Below are 20,198 nucleotides of genomic sequence, written 5' to 3'. Positions count from 1 at the left end.
CGCAGTCAGGCATCTTGCCTGTATCGCCTCAGGTTACGGGACCCGGATTGAACAGGGCGAGCGCGTTGGTCAGCTTCCAGTGCTCGGCCCAGGTCTCGCGTCCGCTCGCCACGTCGAGGATCAGGCGGAATATTTCCCAGCCGACGTCTTCGATCGTCGCATCGCCGGTTGCGATGCTGCCGGCGTCGACATCGATCAGGTCGTGCCAACGTTGCTTCAGCTCGCTACGGGTGGAGACCTTGATGACCGGCACGGCGGCAAGTCCATAGGGCGTGCCGCGGCCGGTGGTGAAGACGTGCAGCGTCATGCCCGAGGCCAATTGCAGCGTCCCGCAGACAAAATCGCTTGCCGGTGTCGCCGCAAAAATCAGCCCCTTTTGGCCGACGCGTTCGCCCGGCGCCAGTACGCCCGCGATCGGGCTGGTGCCGGACTTGATCACCGAGCCCATCGCCTTCTCGACGATGTTGGAGAGGCCGCCCTTCTTGTTGCCCGGCGTGGTGTTGGCGCTGCGGTCGGCCTCGCCACCGGCGAGATAGCGATCATACCAGGCCATCTCGCGCACCAGCGCGTCCGCGACCTCCTGGTTGGCCGCGCGCGGCGTCAGGAGATGGATCGCGTCGCGCACCTCCGTGACTTCGGAAAACATCACGGTGGCGCCGGCGCGGACCAGCAGGTCCGCAGCAAAACCCAGCGCCGGATTGGCGGTCACGCCCGAGAACGCATCGCTGCCGCCGCATTGCATGCCGACCACCAGCGCCGAGGCCGGGCAGGTCTCGCGGCGGCGCTGGTCCAATATCTTGAGGCGTGCATCCGCCATCTGGACGATGTCCTCGACGATCTCGCCGAAGCCGGTGAGGTCTTCGTCCTGCATGCGCATGATTTCGTCATCGGCACTCATGCCCTCGGGCAGCAACAATTCGGGCTGCAGCTTCTCGCAGCCGAGGCCAACGATCATCACCTCGCCGCCGAAATTGGGATTGCGCGCCAGGTTCTGCAGCGTGCGGATCGGCACAGCGGCGCCCGGCGCGTTGATCGCGACCCCGCAGCCATAGGCATGCGTGACGGCCACCACGTCGTCGACGTTGGGATAGTTCGGCAACAGCTCCTTGCGAATCCGCTCCAGCGCGAACTCGACCGTGCCGGCGACGCACTGCACGCTGGTCGAGATGGCGAGCATGTTGCGGGTGCCGACCGAACCGTCGGCATTCCGGTAGCCTTTGAACGTGTAGCCTTCCAGCGGCGGCAGCCTGATCGCGCCGCCGTTCGGCTTCGGCAGATTGTCGAACGATGGCGCGTCAGGCATCTGCACCAGCGATTCCTTGACCCAGCTCCCCTTGGTGATCGGCGCTGCAGCATGGCCGATGATCTCGCCGTAGCGGCGAATGGCTTCGCCTTCTCCGATGTCGGCGAGGGCCACCTTGTGGCCTTGCGGGATCTGTTCGATCAGCCGCAAACCGCAGGCAAATTCGGCGCCTGAATGCAGGCCGCCGCGGTTCGCGACGATCGCGACGTTATCGTCCGCGTGCATACGGATGTAGAGCGGTTTCGCGGTGGCGGTCTCCATATCGAATCCTTGTTCACGGGCGGCATCAGACAACGCGTAACTGCGCCGCATGCGTGGGCCAATCAAGATCAAACCGCGCGGCCTTATTGCGGGAAGCAAACGCCGGATAGGCGATGAGGCCCGATCTGGAACCAAATAGTAAAATAATATTACTAGTCAGGGCCGATCTTCCGTGAAATATTGCCCGCGCTGCCGCCAACGGACAGCTCAAAAGGTGCCATGATACCAATTTTGGGGATGCAGGCACCCTGAACAACATTTGGGAGAATGCGCCTCATGACCTCCAAAGCCCTCCTCGCGGCGACCGCCCTGGTCGCCATCACCCTCTCGCTCCCGGCAACCGCGGCTGAATTGACCGTCGGCTTCTCCCAGATCGGATCCGAATCCGGCTGGCGGGCGGCGGAGACCTCGGTCTCCAAATCAGAGGCCGCCAAGCGCAAGGTCACGCTCAAGATCGCCGACGCCCAGCAAAAGCAGGAGAACCAGATCAAGGCGATCCGTTCCTTCATCGCCCAAGGCGTCGACGCCATCTTCCTCGCGCCTGTCGTGTCGAGCGGCTGGGATGCGGTGTTGAAGGAGGCCAAGGAAGCCAAGATTCCGGTGGTGCTGCTCGACCGCGACATCGATCCGTCGGGCAAGGAGCTCTATCTCACCGCCGTCACCTCGGACAGCGTGCACGAAGGTGCGGTCGCCGGCGAATGGCTGGCGAAGGCCATGGCCGGGAAAGCCTGCAACGTCGTTGAGCTGCAGGGCACGGTAGGCGCGAGCGTCGCAACCAACCGCAAGAAGGGTTTTGACAGCGTCGTCGCCAAGAACGCCAATCTCAAGGTGGTGCGCAGCCAGACCGGCGACTTCACCCGCGCCAAGGGCAAGGAGGTGATGGAAAGCTTCATCAAGGCCGAAGGCGGCGGCAAGACGATCTGCGCCGTCTATGCCCATAACGACGACATGATGGTCGGCGCAATCCAGGCGATGAAGGAGGCCGGCCTCAAGCCCGGCAAGGATATCCTGACTGTGTCGATCGATGCGGTGCCCGACATCTTCAAGGCGATCGCGGCCGGCGAGGCCAATGCCACCGTCGAGCTGACGCCGAACATGGCGGGCCCGGCGCTGGACGCCATCATGGCCTACAAGGCGAAGGGAACGGTGCCGCCGAAGTGGATCCAGACGGAATCGAAGCTCTACACGGCGGCCGATGATCCGCAGAAGATCTATGACAGCAAAAAGGGCCTCGGCTACTGACCGGCCTGTTCGCGCCGCCGGGTCCTGAACGGGCCCGGCGACAAAAGCCTTCTCGACGAATCCGCCTCACAAGGCGAACATGCCGGGCGTTTGGCGTTGACGCGAGAGTCGGTGGGAGTGATGCCGGCATGAATGCAAGTTCCGACCCTGGCTCTGCTTTGCTGGAGGTGCGCGGCTTGAGCAAAAGTTTTGGCACGCTGCGGGCCCTGCAGGAGGTGGATTTCACCTTGCGGGCCGGCGAAATCCACGCGCTGCTCGGCGAGAATGGCGCCGGCAAGTCCACGCTGATCAAGACGGTGACCGGTGTTTTCCCGCGCGACACCGGCATCGTCAGGCTCGGCGGCGCCGAGGTTGCGCCGCGATCGGCCAAGGCCGCGGTGGATGCGGGGATTGCGACCGTCTATCAGGAAGTCAATTTGCTCCTGAACCTGTCGGTGGCGCAAAACCTCTATCTCGGCAGGCAGCCGACGCGGTTCGGTTTGGTGCGCGAGGCCGAGATGCGCCGCCGCGCCGCCGAACTCCTTGCAGAATTCGACCTCCATATCGACGTCGCCGAGCCGCTCGGAAATTATTCTGTCGCGGTTCAGCACATCACCGCGATTGCGCGCGCCGTCGACCAGTCGGCGCGCGTGCTGATCCTCGATGAGCCGACCGCAAGCCTTGATCGCCATGAAGTCGAGATCCTGTTCGCGGTGATGCGCAAGCTCGCGCTACGCGGCATCGGCGTCATCTTCGTCACGCATTTTCTCGATCAGGTCTATGAGATCTGCGATCGCATCACAGTCTTGCGCAACGGCCGGCTGATCGGCGAGCGGGAGACCGCCGAACTGCCGCGGATCGAACTGATCCGCATGATGCTTGGCCGCGAGCTTGCCGGGACTACCAGCGAGCGCGCGGCGGCGAAGGTGCGGCAGGCGGGGGAGGTCTGCGCGCGTTTCGAGGGCTATGGCAAGGTCGGCTGCGTCGCGCCGTTCAATCTCGCGCTTCGCCGCGGGGAGGTGATTGGCTTGGCTGGCTTGCTCGGCTCGGGGCGCACCGAAACCGCGCGACTGGTGTTTGGCGCCGAGCGCGCCGACAGCGGCAGCGCGACCGTCGAAGGCAAGCCTGTCCGGCTGCAGTCGCCACGCGATGCGGTTGCCCATGGCTTCGGCTATTGCCCGGAAGAACGCAAGACCGAGGGCATCATTGCTGATCTGACCGTGCGCGAAAACATCGTGCTGGCGCTGCAGGCCAAGCGCGGCCTCACAAAGCCGCTGTCTCGCGCCGAGCAGGAGGGGATCGCGATACGGTTCATCCGGCTGCTCGACATTCGCCCGCCGGAGCCGGAGCGCCCAATCGGGCTGTTGTCTGGCGGCAACCAGCAGAAGGTGCTGCTCGCCCGCTGGCTCGCCACCGCGCCGCGCCTTCTGGTTTTGGACGAGCCGACCCGCGGCATCGATGTCGGCGCCCACGCCGAGATCATTCGCCTGATCCGCGAACTGTGCGACGACGGCCTGGCGCTGCTGGTGATCTCTTCCGAGCTCGACGAGATCGTGACCTATTCCGACAGGGTGATCGTGCTGCGCGACCGTGCCCATATCGATGAGCTGGAAGGGGAAGCCATCGACGTCTCCAATGTTCTGGCGGCAATTGCCGCCACCGGCACCGCCGGTGCGGAAGCCGGGCAAGCATGATGCAAAGACTGCTGCAAAGCCGCGGCCTTGCCCAGATCATCGCCTTGCTGGTGATCCTCGCGCTCGACCGCGCCGTCTCGCCGCAATTCTTCGATCTGCGAATGCAGGACGGGCGCCTGTTCGGCAGCCTGATCGATGTTCTCAACCGCGGCGCGCCGGTCGCGCTGCTTTCTCTGGGCATGGTGCTGGTCATCGCGACGCGCGGCATCGACCTGTCGGTAGGGGCCGTCATGGCGATAGCCGGCGCGATTGCTGCGAGCCTCGCCGACGCCCACGGTATGCCTGTGGCGCTCGCCGCAGCCCTCGGCGCCGGGCTGCTGTGCGGGCTATGGAACGGCTTTCTCGTGGCGGTGCTCGGTATCCAGCCGATCGTCGCCACTCTGATCCTGATGGTGGCCGGCCGCGGCGTCGCGCAGCTCATCACGGAAGGCCGGATCGTCACTTTCACCGCGCCCGACCTGGTCTGGCTCGGCAATGGCGCCGTGCTTGGCGTTCCGGCGCCGGTCGCTGTCGAGCTCGGTATGCTGGTTATCACCGGTGCGGTGGTCCGTGGTTCGGCGCTTGGCCTGTTGATCGAGGCGACCGGCGGCAATGCAAGGGCGAGCGAACTGGCGGGGATCGGCACGCGCGCCATGATCCTCGCGGTCTATGTGTGGTGCGGCCTGTGCGCCGCGCTTGCCGGCATCATCGCCGCCGCCGACATCATGGGCGCGGATGCCAATAATGCCGGGCTGTGGCTCGAGCTCGACGCCATTCTGGCGGTCGTGATCGGCGGCACCTCGCTGTTCGGCGGACGCTTCAGCCTGGTGCTGGCGATGGTCGGCGCCTTGATCATCCAGGCCATGAATACCGGAATTTTGCTGTCGGGCTATCCGCCGGAGTTCAATCTCCTGGTAAAGGCGGCCGTCGTGCTGGTCGTCCTGCTGCTGCAGTCGCCGCGCTTCGCGAGCGCCGGGGCCGTGCTTGGGAGGGCCCGCCAATGAGGGGGCTTCCGCCGGTCGCGATAACAGCCATGGTTTTTGTCGCCGGATTTGCGCTCTGCACGGCGCAATTCCCCAATTTCGCCTCCACCCGGGTGGCCGCCAATCTGCTGACCGACAATGCCTTCCTCGGCATCGTCGCCACCGGCATGACGTTTGTGATCATTTCCGGGGGCATCGACTTGTCGGTCGGCTCGGTGATCGGCTTCACTACCGTCTTCGTTGCGCTGGCGATCGAGCGCCTCGGCGTGCCGCCGCTGGTCGCCTTCGCGGCGATCCTGCTGCTGTGCGCCGCCTTTGGCGCGGCCATGGGCGCCATCATCCACGTCTTCGACATGCCGCCTTTCATCGTCACGCTGGCGGGCATGTTCCTCGCCCGCGGTGCCAGCTTCCTGATGTCGACGGAATCGACGCCGATCACCGCGCCGCTCTATTCGACGGTGTCGGATTTCGCGCTGCGACTGCCTGGGGGAGGCCGGCTTACCGCCATTGCCCTCATCATGCTCGCGGTGGTCGCGGCAGGCGCGGCGCTGCTGCATTTCACGCGCTTCGGGGCCAACGTCTATGCGCTCGGCGGCAGCCGCGCGACCACCGCGCTGATGGGCATTCCGGTCGGGTCGATGACGGTGCGCATCTATATGCTGTCGAGCGTCCTTGCCGGTCTCGCCGGCATCGTATTCTCGTTTTACACGGCGGCGGGCTACTCGCTGTCCGCCGTCGGTGTCGAGCTCGATTCGATTGCCGCCGTGGTGATCGGCGGCACCCTGCTGACCGGCGGCCAGGGCTCGGTCGCCGGCACGTTGCTCGGCGTGCTGATTCAGGGTCTGATCCAGACCTACATCAATTTCGATGGAACCTTGTCGAGCTGGTGGACCAAGATCGTGACCGGTATCCTGCTTTTCGCGTTCATCGCCCTGCAGCAGGCCATGCTGGGCATTGCCAGCCGCGCCGGCCCCCGCAAGGCAGGAGTCCTCAAATCATGACCTCCCGGCTTGTCGTCATTCCGACGCGGCGCGCGCATTCCAACCACGCCGAGGTTGCCCGCAGTGTTGGCGTCGACATCATTGCCGGCCGCTACGCCGAGGGTGCCCGCCTGCCGGGCGATGCCGAACTCACCGCGATGTTCGGCGTATCGCGGCCGGTGTTGCGCGAGAGCGTCAAGACCCTAGTCGCGAAGGGGCTGCTCACCACCAAGGCGCGGGTCGGCACCGTGGTGCGCGAGCGCGGCGCCTGGAACATGTTCGACGCCGACGTGCTGGCCTGGCATCTCGATGCCGGCATCGACCGGCGCTTTCTCAACGATCTCGCCGAAATCCGGCTCGCGGTCGAGCCGCGCGCTGCCGCGCTGGCGGCGGCCCGGCGCTCGGAAGCCGACATCGCCGAACTGCACCGGAGCATGGAGCGGATGCGGCGCGAGGCCTCCGACTCCGTTGGCTTTGCCGATGGCGATCTTGCCTTGCACCTGGCCGTCGCCAATGCCTCCGGCAATCTGTTCATGCGCTCGATCGGTAACGTCATCGAGGCGGCGTTGCGGGCCTCCTTCCTGCTCAGCGCGCCGGTCGAAACGCAGGACCGCGAGACGGTGCTGTTATGGCACCAGCGTATTGTCGATGCGATCGCTGGAGGAGATGCCGAGGCGGCGAGCGCGGCCATGGCTGAGGTGATCTACAATGGATTGCGCCGCCACGAGGGGGGCGCTCCGGCATCGTCCGGCGCCGCGCCTGCGACCCCGGCGGTGGTCGAGCCTGGAGAAAAAGCATGAGCCCGCTTCGCGTCGCCATCGTCGGTTTCGGCAAGATCGCACGCGACCAGCACGTGCCGGCGATCGCTGCAACCGACGGCGTGGAACTGGTTGCGGTTGCCAGCCGCAATGCCTCGCTTCCCGGCGTGGCGCACGCGGCGACGCTCGATGAACTCTTAAGCGACGGCCCGCCGATCGACGCGGTGGCGCTATGCACGCCGCCGCAGGTCCGCCACGCGCAGGCGGCGACGGCGCTGGCCGCTGGCAAGCATGTGATGCTGGAGAAGCCACCCGGTGCCACGGTGGCCGAAATCAATCCGCTCGTCAGCGCAGCTACGACCGCGCAACGCACGCTGTTCGCCACGTGGCACTCGCGCTTCGCTCCGGCGGTCGAGCCGGCGCGGCAATTGCTGGCCGGCCGGAAGGTCACCGCTATCAAAATAACGTGGAAAGAAGACGTGCGGGTCTGGCATCCCGGACAGGCCTGGATCTTTGAGCCGGGCGGGCTCGGCGTGTTCGACCCCGGCATCAATGCGCTTTCGATCCTGACGCGGATCTTGCCGCAACCATTATTCGTGACCTCGGCCGAACTCGCATTCCCCGCCAATCGCGAGGCGCCTATCGCCGCGCGCCTTGCGCTAAGTGACGCGCAGGGGCTGAAGATCACCGCCGAATTCGACTTCCGGCAGACCGGCCCGCAAAGCTGGGACATTGATCTCGATACCGACGGCGGCCCGGTCACCCTGTCCATGGGCGGGGCGAGGTTGAGGGCAGCGGGTACCCAGCTGGTCGATGCCGCGGACGCCGAATATGCCGGGCTCTATCGCCGCTTCCGCGAACTCGCCGCAACCGGCGAGAGCGACGTCGATCTTGCGCCGCTGCAACTCGTCGCCGACGCGTTCCTGCTGGGGCGGCGGCGCACGGTTGAGCCATACGAGGACGAGCCATGAACATGCCGTCCGTTCCGCGTGTGGCGCGTTCGCGCTTCGGCGTGTTGCCTGACGGCAGCGAAGTCGAGCGTGTCCTGTTGCAATGCGACGGCGGACTGGAAGCGCGCATCATCACCTATGGTGCAAGCCTACAGGCCTTGCTGGTGCCGGATGTTGCCGGACGCCGCGACGATATCGTGCTCGGTCATGACTCCTTCGAAGGATATCTCGCCCGGCGGCAGTTTTTCGGCGCGACGATCGGGCGTTACGCCAACCGGATCGCCGGCGCGCGCTTTATGCTCGACGGTGCTGAGGTGCAGCTCGCGGCCAATAACGGATCTAATTCGTTGCATGGCGGGCTTGAGGGCTTCGATCGTCGCAACTGGCGGATAGTTCGGATCGAGGATGGAAACCGTCCGGCCGTGACGCTCGCCTACAGCAGCGCCGATGGTGAGGAGGGATATCCCGGCGCGCTCGACGTGGAAGTGACCTGGCGCCTCACAGGCCCGATGGAACTCTCCCTCGACATGACGGCGCGGACCGATCGCATCACTGTGGTCAATCTCACCAATCACAGCTTCTTTAATCTGTCCGGTGCGTGCTCCGGCCAAAACATTCTCGATCATCGCCTCACCGTGGCGGCGGATCATTTCCTCGCCATCGATGCCGGCGCGATCCCGCTGCCGCAGCCACCTTCCGCGGTGGAGGATACGCCGTTCGACTTTCGTGCCGGCGTCGAGATCGGCACGCGGATCCGCAACGACCATCCGCAACTGCGCGTGGGCCGCGGTTATGACCATAATTTCTGCCTCGCGCCGTCAAGCGACGACGCGCGCTTTGCCGCGCGGCTAGCAGCGCCAACATCCGGCCGCGTGCTCGAACTGTTCACCAACCAGCCCGGCCTGCAGGTCTATTCCGGAAACTTCCTTGATGGCTCCATCGCTGGAAAAGGCGGCCGTCTCTATCGGCAGTCCGATGCCATTTGCCTCGAGCCGCACGCGTGGCCCGATACGCCCAATCGACCGGACTTTCCGACGGCACGACTTTCGCCGGGCGAGATCTATCGCCACACCACGCTGTATCGTTTCACGCACGCGATCCAGGGCGCAATCGGGACACAATCCGCGGTAGAGTTGCCCGGAGGGAGCGGGCGATGATCGGTGGTCACAAGATGGAAGAGGTGCCGACGACCGTTCTTTGCAGCGAGCGGTGCCATCTTGGCGAGGGGCCGACCTACGACGTCGCCACCGATACCGCCTGGTGGTTCGATATCCTCGAACGCCGGCTGTTCGAGGCACGGCTTGATTCGGGGCGGATCACCATCCATTCCCTTGGCGTAATGGGCAGTGCGCTTGGGCGGATCGATACGCATCGTCAGCTTCTCGTTGCTGATGATGGTCTTTATATCCGCGATACGGCGGATGGACGGATGGCGCTGTACCGTTCGCTCGAAGCCGACAATGTCGCCACGCGCTCGAACGATGCACGGGTGCACCCGTCCGGCACATTCTGGATCGGCACCATGGGCCGCCAAGCCGAGCGGGGACTGGGCGCCATCTATGCGCTGCACGGCGGCGAGCTGTCGCGCCTCTACGGCAATGTCACGATCCCGAATGCGATCTGCTTCTCGCCGGACGGGACTATCGGCTACTTCGCTGACACAGGGGAGAACGTGCTATTCCGCGTCGATCTCGACGCGGCGACGGGTCTGCCGCAGGCCGAGCCGACCGTGTTGGTCACCCGGCGGAGCGGCGGCGGCATCGACGGTGCGGTGGTCGATGCCGACGGGCTGATCTGGAACGCGCGCTGGGGCGGCGGCTGCATTGACGTCTACAGCCCGCAAGGCGAGCATCTGCGCAGTCTCCGTGTCCCGGCACGGCAATCGAGCTGTCCCGCTTTCATCGGGCAGGATTTTTCGCGCCTGCTCGCTACCTCGGCCTGGCAGGGGATGGCGGATGACGCGAAACGCGCCGATCCCGATCATGGCCGCACCTTCGTGCTCGAGGTTGCGGCGCGCGGCCGCCCTGAACCAGACGTCAAACTTGCAACGGATTGATGGAGGAAGACGAGGGCGCGGCACAAACGCGCAGAACGACCGAGTTTCAAGAACCGCGATTGAGCGGTCCGACAATCCAGGAACCACAGATCCTCGATGATCAAGGGAGTGAAGCATGACTAGTCTGAAGACCACTTTGTCGGCCCTTGCGCTGGCAGCCACCATGGCCACGACGGCGGTGACCGGCGCGTTCGCGCAAAGCAAGGGGACCGTTGGCATCGCCATGCCGACCAAATCGTCGGCGCGCTGGATCGACGATGGCAACAACATCGTCAAGATCCTTAAAGAGCGCGGCTACGGCACCGACCTGCAATATGCCGAGGACGACATTCCGAACCAGCTCTCGCAAGTCGAGAACATGGTAACCAAGGGCGCCAAGGTGCTGGTGATTGCGGCGATCGACGGCACCACACTGTCCGACGTGCTGAAGCAGGCCAAGGCCAAGGGGATCATCGTGATCGCCTATGACCGTCTGATCCGCGACACGCCCAATGTCGATTACTACGCCACCTTCGACAATTTTCAGGTCGGCGTGCTGCAGGCGCAGTCGATCGAGCAGGCGTTGGGCTTGAAGGAAGGCAAGGGCCCCTTCAACATTGAACTGTTCGGCGGCTCGCCGGACGACAACAACGCCTACTTCTTCTACAACGGCTCGATGTCGGTGCTGCAGCCCTATATCGACAAGGGCAAGCTGGTGGTCGCCAGCGGCCAGATGGGCATGGACAAGGTCTCGACGCTGCGCTGGGACGGCGCCACCGCCCAGGCACGCATGGATAACCTCCTGAGCGCGTTTTACGGCCGCAAGCGGGTCGATGCGGTGCTCTCGCCCTATGACGGCCTCTCGATCGGGATTCTCTCATCGCTGAAGGGAGTAGGCTACGGCAGCGGCAACATGCCGATGCCTGTTGTCAGCGGCCAGGATGCCGAGGTGCCGTCGATCAAGTCGATGCTGCGCGGCGAACAATATTCGACGATCTTCAAGGATACTCGCGATCTCGCCCGTGTTACGGCCGACATGGTGGATGCGGCGCTCAGCGGCAAGGAAGTGACCGTCAACGATACCAAGACCTATAACAACGGCGTCAAGGTGGTACCGTCCTATCTCCTGAAGCCTGTTGTCGTCGACAAGAGCAACTGGGAGAAGGTGCTGATCGACAGCGGTTACTACAAGCGTTCGCAGTTCGACTGAGCGGGAGGCGGCGCCGGCGATGACCGGCGCCGCCCTCTGCCTGTGAGCGACCGCTACGGGGTAGACAGACAAGGGACGTGATGGCGCGATGACCGCAATTCTCGAAATGCGCGGGGTAAGCAAGAGCTTTGCCGGCGTGCAGGCCCTGCGCGACGTCAACTTCACGGTAGAAGTGGGGCAGATCCATGCGCTGGTCGGCGAGAACGGCGCCGGCAAGTCGACCCTGATGAAGGTTCTCAGCGGCGTCTATCCCTACGGCGATTATGAGGGCAGCATCATATTCGACGGCGAGGAGCGGCGCTTCCGCGATGTCAACGATTCCGAAGCCCTTGGCATCATCATCATCCACCAGGAATTGGCGCTGATTCCGTTGATGTCGATCGCGGAGAACATCTTCCTGTCGCATCCGCCGTCACGTCTTGGCGTGATCGACCGCGACACGGTCTACCGCCGGACCCAGGAGTTGCTCGCGCAGGTCGGCCTCACCGAGATGCCCGATACCTTGGTGACGGATCTCGGCGTCGGCAAGCAGCAATTGGTTGAGATTGCCAAGGCCTTGTCCAAGAGGGTGCGGTTGCTGATCCTCGACGAGCCGACCGCGAGTCTGAACGAAAACGACAGCGCTGCGCTTTTGGATCGCCTGCTTGCATTCCGCACCCAGGGCATCGCTTCGATCCTGATCTCGCACAAATTGTCGGAGGTCGCCCGCGTCGCCGACCGGATCACAGTGCTGCGCGACGGCCGCACGGTCGACAGCATCGATTGCCGGGCCGAGCCGGTGGAAGAGGACCGGATTATCCGCAGCATGGTCAACCGCGACTTGGCCCATCGCTTTCCGCAACGCACCGCCACGATCGGACAACCGGTCTTCGCCGTGCAGGATTGGACGGTGCACCACCCGCTGCACAGGGATCGCCGGGTGATAAAGGGCGTCGATTTCGAGGTCCGGCGCGGCGAGGTGGTTGGGATCGCCGGGCTGATGGGTGCCGGCCGCACCGAATTCGCCATGAGCCTATTCGGCCGCGCCTGGGGGGAGCGGATCAGTGGGCGTATCTGGCTCGACCGAAGGGAGGTCAATTTGTCGAGCGTGGCGGCGGCGATCGACGCCGGCCTCGCTTACGTCACCGAGGATCGCAAGCAGCTCGGCTTGATCCTGGATGCCGACGTCCGCAAGAACATTACGCTGGCGAGTCTTGACCGCGTGGCGCGGCAGGGCATGATCGATGACATGTCCGAGCTGCGTGTCGCGAGCGAGTACCGCAACCGGATGCGGATCCGTTGTTCCGACGTCTATCAGGAGACCGGCCAGCTCTCCGGCGGCAACCAGCAGAAGGTGGTGCTGTCGAAGTGGCTGATGACCGATCCGAAAGTATTAATCCTCGACGAGCCGACGCGCGGCATCGATGTCGGGGCAAAATACGAAATCTATTGTATCATCAACGAGCTTGCCGAAGCGGGCAAGGGGGTGGTGATGATCTCGTCGGAAATGCCGGAACTGCTCGGTGTCTGCGACCGTATCTGCGTGATGAATGACGGCGCGTTCGTCGGGGAATTCACCGCCGCAGAAGCCACCCAGGAAAGGATCATGCGCGCCATCATGCGCAACAAGAAAATCGACAAGAAGGTACTTCAGGGAGACTTGCGGCCATGACCGACAAGACGGTTGCGCTGCCCGGGCACACCGGCTTCATCAAGAACAATTTGCGCAGCTACGGCATGCTGCTGTCGCTGTTTGCGATCATGCTGTTCTTCCAGGTCATGACCGACGGCACGCTGCTGCAGCCCCTGAACCTGACCAATCTGGTTCTGCAGAACAGCTACATCGTGATCATGGCGCTCGGCATGCTGCTGATCATCGTCACCGGCCATATCGATCTGTCGGTCGGCTCGGTCGCCGGCTTCGTCGGCGCCGTCGCTGCCGTGCTGATGGTGCGCTATCACGTTGCCTATCCGCTGGCCTTTATCGCCTGCCTGCTGGTCGGCGCCCTGATCGGCGCCGCGCAGGGCTATTGGATTGCCTATTTCAAGATCCCGTCCTTTATCGTGACGCTGGCCGGCATGCTGGTGTTCAAGGGACTTGCGCTTGCCATCCTGGCGGGTCAGTCGGTCGGGCCATTTCCGCCGACCTTCCAGAAACTGTCCTCGGGGTTCATTCCCGAACTGTTTCCCGGTGCAGGCACGCTCTATCCGACGTCGCTATTGATCGGTGCGGTGTTGGCGGTGGCCCTTGTCTATACCAGCGCCAAGAGCCGCGCGCGGCAGGCGTCGCACGGCATCGAAGTGGAGCCGTTTGGTTTCTTCGTTGCCAAGAGCGCGGTGCTGTTCGCCGTGATCGTGTTCTTTGCGGGACTGATCGCCTCGCATCGCGGTTTGCCCAACGTGCTGGTGATCATGACGGCGCTGATCGCGCTTTATGGCTTCGTCACCACCCGCACCGTGATCGGCCGTCATATCTATGCCATCGGCGGCAACGCCAGGGCCGCGAGCCTGTCCGGCATCAAGACCGAACGGCTGACGTTTTTGACCTTCGTCAATATGGGCGTGCTGGCGGCACTCGCCGGCCTCGTGTTCGCCGCGCGGCTCAATACGGCGACGCCGAAGGCCGGCGCCGGCTTCGAGCTCGACGTCATCGCCGCCTGCTTCATCGGCGGCGCGTCTGCCTATGGCGGCGTCGGCAAGGTCGGCGGCGCGGTGATCGGGGCCATGATCATGGGCGTCATGAACAACGGCATGTCGATCCTCGGCATCGGCATCGACTATCAGCAGGTGATCAAGGGCCTGGTGCTGCTCGGTGCGGTCTGCCTGGACGTTTACAACCAGCGGCGATAGGCCCTTGCATTATCTCCGTCATCCTGAGCTGCGAGCGGAGCGGGCCTCGAAGGATGAGCGGCCCCGCTGGTGGCCGTCGCCCTTCGAGGGCCGCGCTGCGCACGGCGGCCTCAGGGTGACGGATCACCAAGCTTGCTTCAGGCTCTAGGCCGCTGCCAGTTCTCGCTTTGCGAACTCGCTGGTTTCGAGACGCGCGACGAGCGCCGCCAATTCCTCAGTCTCGGCCGGCGTCAGGTCCGTCAGTGGCGAGCGGACATGGCCGCTGTCACGGCCGATCACCTTCATGCCGGCCTTGATGATCGAGACGGCATAGCCGCGTTTGCGGTTGCGGATCGCGATCAGCGGAAGGATGAAGTCGCGCAGCCCGGCCTGCACCGTTTCGCGGTCGCGGCGCCGCACGGCCGCGTAGAACTTGGTCGAGAACTCCGGAACGAAATTGAATACGGCGGAGGAATAAGTGGTTACGCCCATTTCCAGATAAGGCAGTGCAAAGGTCTCGGCGGTGGGCAGCCCGCCGATATAGGTCAGCCGGTCGCCCATGCGCAGATGGATACGGGTCATCAGCTCGATGTCGCCGATACCATCTTTATAGCCGACCAGGTTGGGGCAGCGCTGGCACAGCTTTTCGAGCGTATCCTCGTTCAGGATCGCATTGTCCCGGTTATAGACGATGACGCCGAGCTTGGTGGCGTTGCACACCGCCTCGATATGCGCCGCCAGTCCTTCCTGCTCCGAAAAGACCAGATAAGGCGGCAGCAGCAACACACCGTCGGCGCCAGCCGCGTCGACCCCAATGGCAAGTTGCGTCGCCATCGCGGTGCCATGGCCGATCCCGGCGAGCACTGGCACGCGTCCCTTGGTCTCGTCCACAGCCGTTGCCACCACCTTCGCGACCTCGGCCGGGCTCAGCGAGAAGAATTCGCCGGTGCCGCCGGCGGCAAAGAGTCCCGCCACCTCATACCCACACAGCCAGTCGAGATTGGAGCGGTAGCGGCTCTCGTCGAACGTGTTGTCGGGCCGAAACGGTGTGACGGGGAACGACAGCAGGCCATCGCCGATCCGGCTGGCCATCTCCTTGGGGGTCATCCTGCTCATGCTCTGATCCTTCAGCGGCTTACGCCGAAGGATTAATGCAAGATCGCCACGGACGGAGACCCAATCACTGTATCGATCGATCCATTGATTGGATCGAGCCGGGCTGGGCGGCAAGGTCTCGGGCAACTCCGGCAATAACGGGAAGAAGCGGATTGTCATTGTCACCGCGCCGAACAAAGAACAATTCGGCCGGCCGCTGCCACTGCATCAGGACGGGCCGCAGCACTACGCCGCTGAAGCGCAGATTCGCCGCGGCCTCGGGAACTAACGCCACGCCGACGCCCGAATGCACCATGGCGAGGATCGAATGGATCTGAGCAAGATGCTGCGCGTAATTCGGCACCAGACCTGCGCGTGAAAACAGCTCGACCAGGAGATCGTGAAAATAGCGGGCCTCATAGGGCTCGTACATGATGAAGGGCTCGCGTGCGAGATCCTCCAGACGGAGCTCGGCCGCCTTCGCCAGCGGGTGGTCGCCCGGCAGTGCTGTGACCAGCGGCTCCGCCGTCACACGAAAGGCATCAAGATTACCGCGCGGAATCGGCGGGCGGAGCAGGCCGATATCGATCTCGCCGGAATCGAGTCGCTTGAGTTGCTCGCTGGAAACCATTTCCTTCAGCGAGATCTCGACATCGGGCAGTTCACGCCGGCAGGCCGCGACCAGCGCCGGCACGTAGCTGTAGGCGGATGTCGCCGTGAAACCGATATTGATCGATCCGGCCTTGCCGCTTGCCATCCGGCGGGCCAGCACGGCCGCGCTTTCGGCGAGCTTGAGGAGATGCCGCGCATCCACCAGAAAACGCTGCCCCGCGGGCGTCAGCCGGACGGCCCGGTTGCTGCGTTCCAGCAGTCTCACATCGAGGACGCGTTCGAGAATCTGGATCTGCCGGCTGAGCGGCGGCTGCGTCATGTTCAGCCGCAGCGCCGCGCGCCCGAAATGCAGTTCTTCCGCAACTGCAACGAAGCAGCGCAACTGGCTCAACTCAAACATGAAATTTGAATCTTCGACCTGAGACGAGGGGGCGGCACCCGCCGGATGTCCTGCTTCTATCGGCTGATGCGCGGCCGATCCATCCAAAAAAGGTATCGACCTATCCGCAGACTAATTCATGGGCGACCTTGCCCGTGACCTATCTTCCTCCCTCAACGCAGCCTCGGAGGCCTGCAGCCAGCCGGTGAAACGGCGGGAACGCGCTGAACTGCGCTTTGAAACGGAGGAAGAAGGATGTCCATGCCATCTCTCGCCCAGGCGATCGCCGCCGCTGTCCTTACGGTGTGTGCCTTGGCGCCAAGCGGGGCTGGGGCTCAGAATTTCGAGCGGCCGGTGCGGCTGATCGTGCCGTTCGCTCCCGGCGGAACCTCGGACATCCTGGCGCGCCTGATCAGCCCAAAACTATCCGCCGCGATCGGGCAGTCGGTCGTGGTCGAGAACAAGCCTGGCGCGGCCGGCAATCTCGGGGCCGACGCCGTCGCCAAGGCGCAGCCTGACGGACATACCCTGTTGCTGATGGATGTCGGCTCGCTGGCGACGGCGCCGAGCCTGTTCTCCGATCTCACGTTCGACGTTCAGAAGGACCTTGCGCCCATCTCCATGGTGATGTTCGGCCCGTACGTCCTGGCCGTTCATGAATCGCTTGCAGTGAAGTCGCCGACGGAATTGATCGAATACGCCAAGGCCAATCCGAACAAGCTCACGATCGCCAATTCCGGCGTCGGTGGCGCTACGCACATCACGGCCGTGGCGATGGCAAAGCAACTCGGGATTCAGTGGAAAAACGTTCCCTACAAGGGTGGGGCGGCCGCCTCTCGCGCGGTCGTATCAGGCGAAAGCAACGTGATCATCAACGGCGCCACCGCAACATTGCCGTTCGTCGTGAACAAGCAGCTCACCGGACTTGCCGTCACCGGCGAGCAACGGGTGGCGTCGGCTCCCGATCTGCCGACCTTCAAGGAGGCGGGCCTGCCCGGCGGCGATGCCGGGACATGGCAGGGTATCCTGACCACCGGCGGCACGCCGCCCGCCATGATCGCGCGGTTGAACGCCGAAATCCGCAAAATCCTCGAGATGCCTGAGATTCAGCAGAAGATCGCCGAGCAGGGTGGCGTGGTGCGCGCCCAATCGCCGGAGGAATTCCGCGATTGGCTCAAGGACGCGACGACACGCTGGGGCACAATCATTCGCGAGGCTGGCATCAAGGGTAGCTGAGGGCAGGCGGATGACACGTTCCCGGATCGACCTGCAGGACCTGCTGTTTGGCCTGTTCCTCGTGGCGGTGGCCACAGGTACGCTCGTTGCCACGCGCAACCTGGTGATTGGTCACGCGGCCGACATGGGGCCGGGCTACATGCCCCGCGTCGTCGCACTCGCGCTGATGGCGTTCGGCCTTTTTTTCAGCGGGCGCGGGCTCTGGCGCGCGGGCCGCGGTATTGCGCCGGTTCAGTTGCGGCCGCTGCTGGCTATCCTGGCTTCCGTCGGCGTTTTCGCGCTGACGGCCGAGCGCCTTGGCCTCGCGATCGCCTCCGTCGCCGCCGTGATTCTCGCGAGCTTCGCCACGCGGGAAGGGCGGCTCGTCGAAACCGTGGCGTTTGCCGTCGTGCTCTCAGGTGCCGCGGTTCTTCTGTTCGTCAAGTTGCTGGGCTTGCCGATCCCGATCTGGCCCCGCTAGGGCGGCGCGCTTCGCAGGCAGACGCATATGGAACTCTTTGACAATCTGCTGATGGGTCTTTCGACGGCCCTCCAACTCAACAATCTGCTGTTCTGCCTGATCGGCGTGGTCATCGGGACCGCGATCGGCGTGCTGCCCGGCATCGGTCCGATTCCGACGGTGGCGTTGCTGTTGCCCTTCACCTTCGGCCTCTCGCCTGACAGCGCCATGATCATGCTGGCCGGCATCTTCTACGGCGCGCAATATGGCGGCTCGACCACCGCCATCCTGGTCAATGTGCCGGGCGAGACGTCATCGGTCGTTACCTGTATCGACGGTCACGAGATGGCCAAGCAGGGCAGGGCCGGAACCGCGCTCGCCATTGCCGCGATCGCCTCGTTCTTTGCCGGCACGATGGCGACGATCGTCATCGCGGTACTCAGCGTCCCGCTGTCGGTGCTGGCGCTCAAATTCACCGCCGTCGAATATTTCAGTCTCCTGGTGCTCGGTCTGATTGCCGCGGTTGTGCTCGCGCATGGCTCGGTCGCCAAATCGCTGGCGATGGTGCTGCTGGGGCTGTTGCTCGGCCTGGTCGGGATCGATGTGAGCTCGGGCGTCGCGCGCATGACCTTCGGCATTGCCGCGCTGTCGGACGGTCTTGATTTCGTGCCGATCGCGATGGGCCTGTTCGGGCTGGGTGAAATCATCGCCAATCTGGAGAGACCCGCCGAGCGCCGTGTCGTCAGCCAGTCGATCCGCAGCCTGATCCCGAGCCGGGAGGATTTGCGGGCGGCTTTTCCGGCCATGGTACGCGGCACTGCGCTGGGCTCCGTGCTGGGCGTATTGCCCGGCGGGGGTGCTGCGCTTCCGCCGTTCTCCTCTTACGCTCTGGAGAAGAAGCTCGCCCGCGATCCCTCGCGCTTCGGCAAAGGCGCCATCGAGGGCGTTGCCGGCCCGGAGGCCGCCAACAATGCCGGCGCGCAGACCAGCTTCATTCCGCTGCTGACGCTCGGCATTCCCGCCAACGCCCTGATGGCGCTGATGATCGGCGCGCTGATGATGCAGGGCATACAACCCGGTCCGCAGATCATGACCGAGCAGCCGAAGCTCGTCTGGGGCGTCATAGCCAGCATGTGGGTTGGCAACCTGATGCTGCTGGTCATCAACCTGCCGCTAGTCGGCCTGTGGGTCTCGATGCTGAAGATTCCCTACCGCTTGCTGTTTCCTGCCATCGTTCTGTTCTGCTGCATCGGTACTTACGGGATCGCCAACAGCCTGTTCAATGTCTGGCTGATGATGGGCTGCGCCATGATCGGCTATTTCTTCATCGAGATCGGCGTCGAGCCGGCGCCGCTGCTGCTCGGGCTCGTGCTCGGCCCGCAATTGGAGGAAAACTTCCGGCGCACGATGTTGATTGCGGACGGCGATTTCACCGTCTTTCTATCGCGGCCGATCAGCGCGGTTATCCTGGGCATCGTCGCCATTCTGTTGCTCGCGATGCTGTCGCCGGAAATACTGAAAACGCGGAAAGAGGCGCTGGCGGAGTGAGCGCAGGCGTCAGCCGCGCAATTGCCAGCGGCCGATGACCCGAAAGCGCGAATTCGGATTATCTTGACGGCACAGGGCGATGGCGTCGATCGCGAGCATCTCCATGCCGGTTGCGGAAAACCTGCTGCGCAGCATCGCCACAACATGCTCGCGCCGTTCGGCGGGAAGCCGTCCGGTCAGTGTCATGTGGAAGCGAAATTCATCGAAGACGTAAGGGTAGCCCCAGCGGTCGAGATAGTCGCGCTGGCGCGGCGTCAGCGCGGCCGGATTGCGCCGTGCGCGATCTTCCGCGCTGAGTTGGGCACGGAACGAATCGAATGCCCTGGTCGCCTGAGCGGCGAGCAGGTCGAGATCTGCCGACGGTTCGGCAGGAATTACAGCGATGAAACCGCTGATCGAATCGACGAGCGGTTGGATCACTGGCACCGGCCGGACCAGATCGGCGAACAATTCGCAGGCCGCGGCGAGCTGCGCCTCCGCCTTGCCGTCGGCGAGTGCCATCGGCGCCTTCAGCGTGGCGTGAAAGCCGTATTTGCGCGGATCGTGCGTCAGGTCGCGCCAATCCAACGGGAGTCCATCCGGAAAGGGCAGGTCTTCGCCGCTGTAAGCGTCGTAGCCGAGCAGAGAGGCGCCGAACCGGTCAAGCACGCTATCGGGCGTGGCGGTATAATAGATTGCGTAACGGGAGAGATTTGCCATTGCGCCAG

General features: G+C 64.1%; 18 protein-coding genes. 14 read left to right on the top strand and 4 right to left on the bottom strand.

Features of this window, described 5'->3' with window-relative positions:
• Positions 1–28 precede the first annotated feature (28 nt).
• Complete coding sequence (gene garD / locus HCN58_RS06660; RefSeq protein ID WP_171578531.1) at positions 29–1,564, bottom strand: galactarate dehydratase; 1,536 nt, start codon at positions 1,562–1,564, stop codon at positions 29–31.
• A 276-nt stretch (positions 1,565–1,840) separates the two neighbouring features.
• On the opposite strand from garD, the gene ytfQ reads away from it, so the two are divergent.
• The 11 genes from ytfQ to mmsB all read left to right on the top strand — a co-directional run bounded on the left by ytfQ (position 1,841) and on the right by mmsB (position 14,203).
• A complete protein-coding gene (ytfQ, locus tag HCN58_RS06655) occupies positions 1,841–2,806 on the top strand; it encodes a galactofuranose ABC transporter, galactofuranose-binding protein YtfQ (RefSeq protein WP_171578530.1) in 966 nt (321 codons plus the stop codon).
• A gap of 128 nt (positions 2,807–2,934) precedes the next feature.
• The gene (locus HCN58_RS06650; protein ID WP_171578529.1) at positions 2,935–4,479 is read left to right on the top strand and encodes a sugar ABC transporter ATP-binding protein; all 1,545 of its coding nucleotides are present in this window, start codon (positions 2,935–2,937) and stop codon (positions 4,477–4,479) included.
• Positions 4,479–5,462 carry an ABC transporter permease gene (locus HCN58_RS06645; protein ID WP_376701155.1) on the top strand — a complete coding sequence of 328 codons (984 nt, stop codon included), beginning with the start codon at positions 4,479–4,481 and terminating at the stop codon, positions 5,460–5,462. The genes HCN58_RS06650 and HCN58_RS06645 overlap by 1 nt, the downstream gene beginning before the upstream one ends.
• Positions 5,459–6,442 (top strand): galactofuranose ABC transporter, permease protein YjfF, encoded by a 984-nt coding sequence (gene yjfF, locus HCN58_RS06640; protein WP_171578527.1) that lies wholly within the window; start codon positions 5,459–5,461, stop codon positions 6,440–6,442. Before HCN58_RS06645 ends, yjfF begins: the two co-directional genes overlap by 4 nt.
• The gene (locus tag HCN58_RS06635) at positions 6,439–7,221 is read left to right on the top strand and encodes a FadR/GntR family transcriptional regulator (RefSeq protein WP_171578526.1); all 783 of its coding nucleotides are present in this window, start codon (positions 6,439–6,441) and stop codon (positions 7,219–7,221) included. The genes yjfF and HCN58_RS06635 overlap by 4 nt, the downstream gene beginning before the upstream one ends.
• A complete protein-coding gene (locus HCN58_RS06630; protein ID WP_171578525.1) occupies positions 7,218–8,150 on the top strand; it encodes a Gfo/Idh/MocA family protein in 933 nt (310 codons plus the stop codon). The genes HCN58_RS06635 and HCN58_RS06630 overlap by 4 nt, the downstream gene beginning before the upstream one ends.
• On the top strand, positions 8,147–9,286 hold the full coding sequence (locus HCN58_RS06625) for an aldose epimerase family protein (protein WP_376701152.1): 1,140 nt from the start codon (positions 8,147–8,149) through the stop codon (positions 9,284–9,286). The genes HCN58_RS06630 and HCN58_RS06625 overlap by 4 nt, the downstream gene beginning before the upstream one ends.
• A 14-nt stretch (positions 9,287–9,300) precedes the next feature.
• Positions 9,301–10,185, top strand: coding sequence for an SMP-30/gluconolactonase/LRE family protein (locus tag HCN58_RS06620; RefSeq protein WP_171578662.1), 885 nt, complete (start codon positions 9,301–9,303; stop codon positions 10,183–10,185).
• Between the two features lie 115 nt (positions 10,186–10,300).
• Complete coding sequence (gene chvE / locus HCN58_RS06615; protein ID WP_171578524.1) at positions 10,301–11,374, top strand: multiple monosaccharide ABC transporter substrate-binding protein; 1,074 nt, start codon at positions 10,301–10,303, stop codon at positions 11,372–11,374.
• Positions 11,375–11,462: 88 nt separating this feature from the next.
• Positions 11,463–13,025: a multiple monosaccharide ABC transporter ATP-binding protein gene (mmsA, locus tag HCN58_RS06610; protein WP_171578523.1), complete on the top strand. Its 1,563-nt coding sequence runs from the start codon at positions 11,463–11,465 to the stop codon at positions 13,023–13,025.
• A complete protein-coding gene (gene mmsB / locus HCN58_RS06605) occupies positions 13,022–14,203 on the top strand; it encodes a multiple monosaccharide ABC transporter permease (RefSeq protein WP_171578522.1) in 1,182 nt (393 codons plus the stop codon). The genes mmsA and mmsB overlap by 4 nt, the downstream gene beginning before the upstream one ends.
• Positions 14,204–14,347: 144 nt before the next feature.
• Here mmsB and kdgD read toward each other — a convergent pair whose 3' ends face one another.
• Both kdgD and HCN58_RS06595 read right to left on the bottom strand, forming a co-directional pair.
• Positions 14,348–15,298: a 5-dehydro-4-deoxyglucarate dehydratase gene (gene kdgD / locus HCN58_RS06600; protein ID WP_171578521.1), complete on the bottom strand. Its 951-nt coding sequence runs from the start codon at positions 15,296–15,298 to the stop codon at positions 14,348–14,350.
• A 64-nt stretch (positions 15,299–15,362) separates the two neighbouring features.
• Positions 15,363–16,289 (bottom strand): LysR family transcriptional regulator, encoded by a 927-nt coding sequence (locus tag HCN58_RS06595; protein WP_171578520.1) that lies wholly within the window; start codon positions 16,287–16,289, stop codon positions 15,363–15,365.
• Between the two features lie 234 nt (positions 16,290–16,523).
• Between HCN58_RS06595 and HCN58_RS06590 the strand changes: the two genes are divergently transcribed.
• From HCN58_RS06590 to HCN58_RS06580, 3 genes are read left to right on the top strand one after another with little or no spacing between them, the layout of a single operon-like run.
• Positions 16,524–17,504 carry a Bug family tripartite tricarboxylate transporter substrate binding protein gene (locus HCN58_RS06590; protein ID WP_171578519.1) on the top strand — a complete coding sequence of 327 codons (981 nt, stop codon included), beginning with the start codon at positions 16,524–16,526 and terminating at the stop codon, positions 17,502–17,504.
• A gap of 10 nt (positions 17,505–17,514) precedes the next feature.
• On the top strand, positions 17,515–17,964 hold the full coding sequence (locus tag HCN58_RS06585) for a tripartite tricarboxylate transporter TctB family protein (RefSeq protein WP_171578518.1): 450 nt from the start codon (positions 17,515–17,517) through the stop codon (positions 17,962–17,964).
• Positions 17,965–17,991: 27 nt separating this feature from the next.
• Positions 17,992–19,491 (top strand): tripartite tricarboxylate transporter permease, encoded by a 1,500-nt coding sequence (locus HCN58_RS06580; protein ID WP_171578517.1) that lies wholly within the window; start codon positions 17,992–17,994, stop codon positions 19,489–19,491.
• Between the two features lie 9 nt (positions 19,492–19,500).
• Here HCN58_RS06580 and HCN58_RS06575 read toward each other — a convergent pair whose 3' ends face one another.
• A complete protein-coding gene (locus HCN58_RS06575) occupies positions 19,501–20,190 on the bottom strand; it encodes a DUF1045 domain-containing protein (protein WP_171578516.1) in 690 nt (229 codons plus the stop codon).
• Positions 20,191–20,198: the final 8 nt, after the last annotated feature.

Source organism: Bradyrhizobium australiense, assembly GCF_013114825.1.
In the GTDB taxonomy this organism is placed as follows: Bacteria; Pseudomonadota; Alphaproteobacteria; order Rhizobiales; family Xanthobacteraceae; genus Bradyrhizobium; species Bradyrhizobium australiense.
This window is presented reverse-complemented; position numbering and strand designations above follow the sequence as displayed.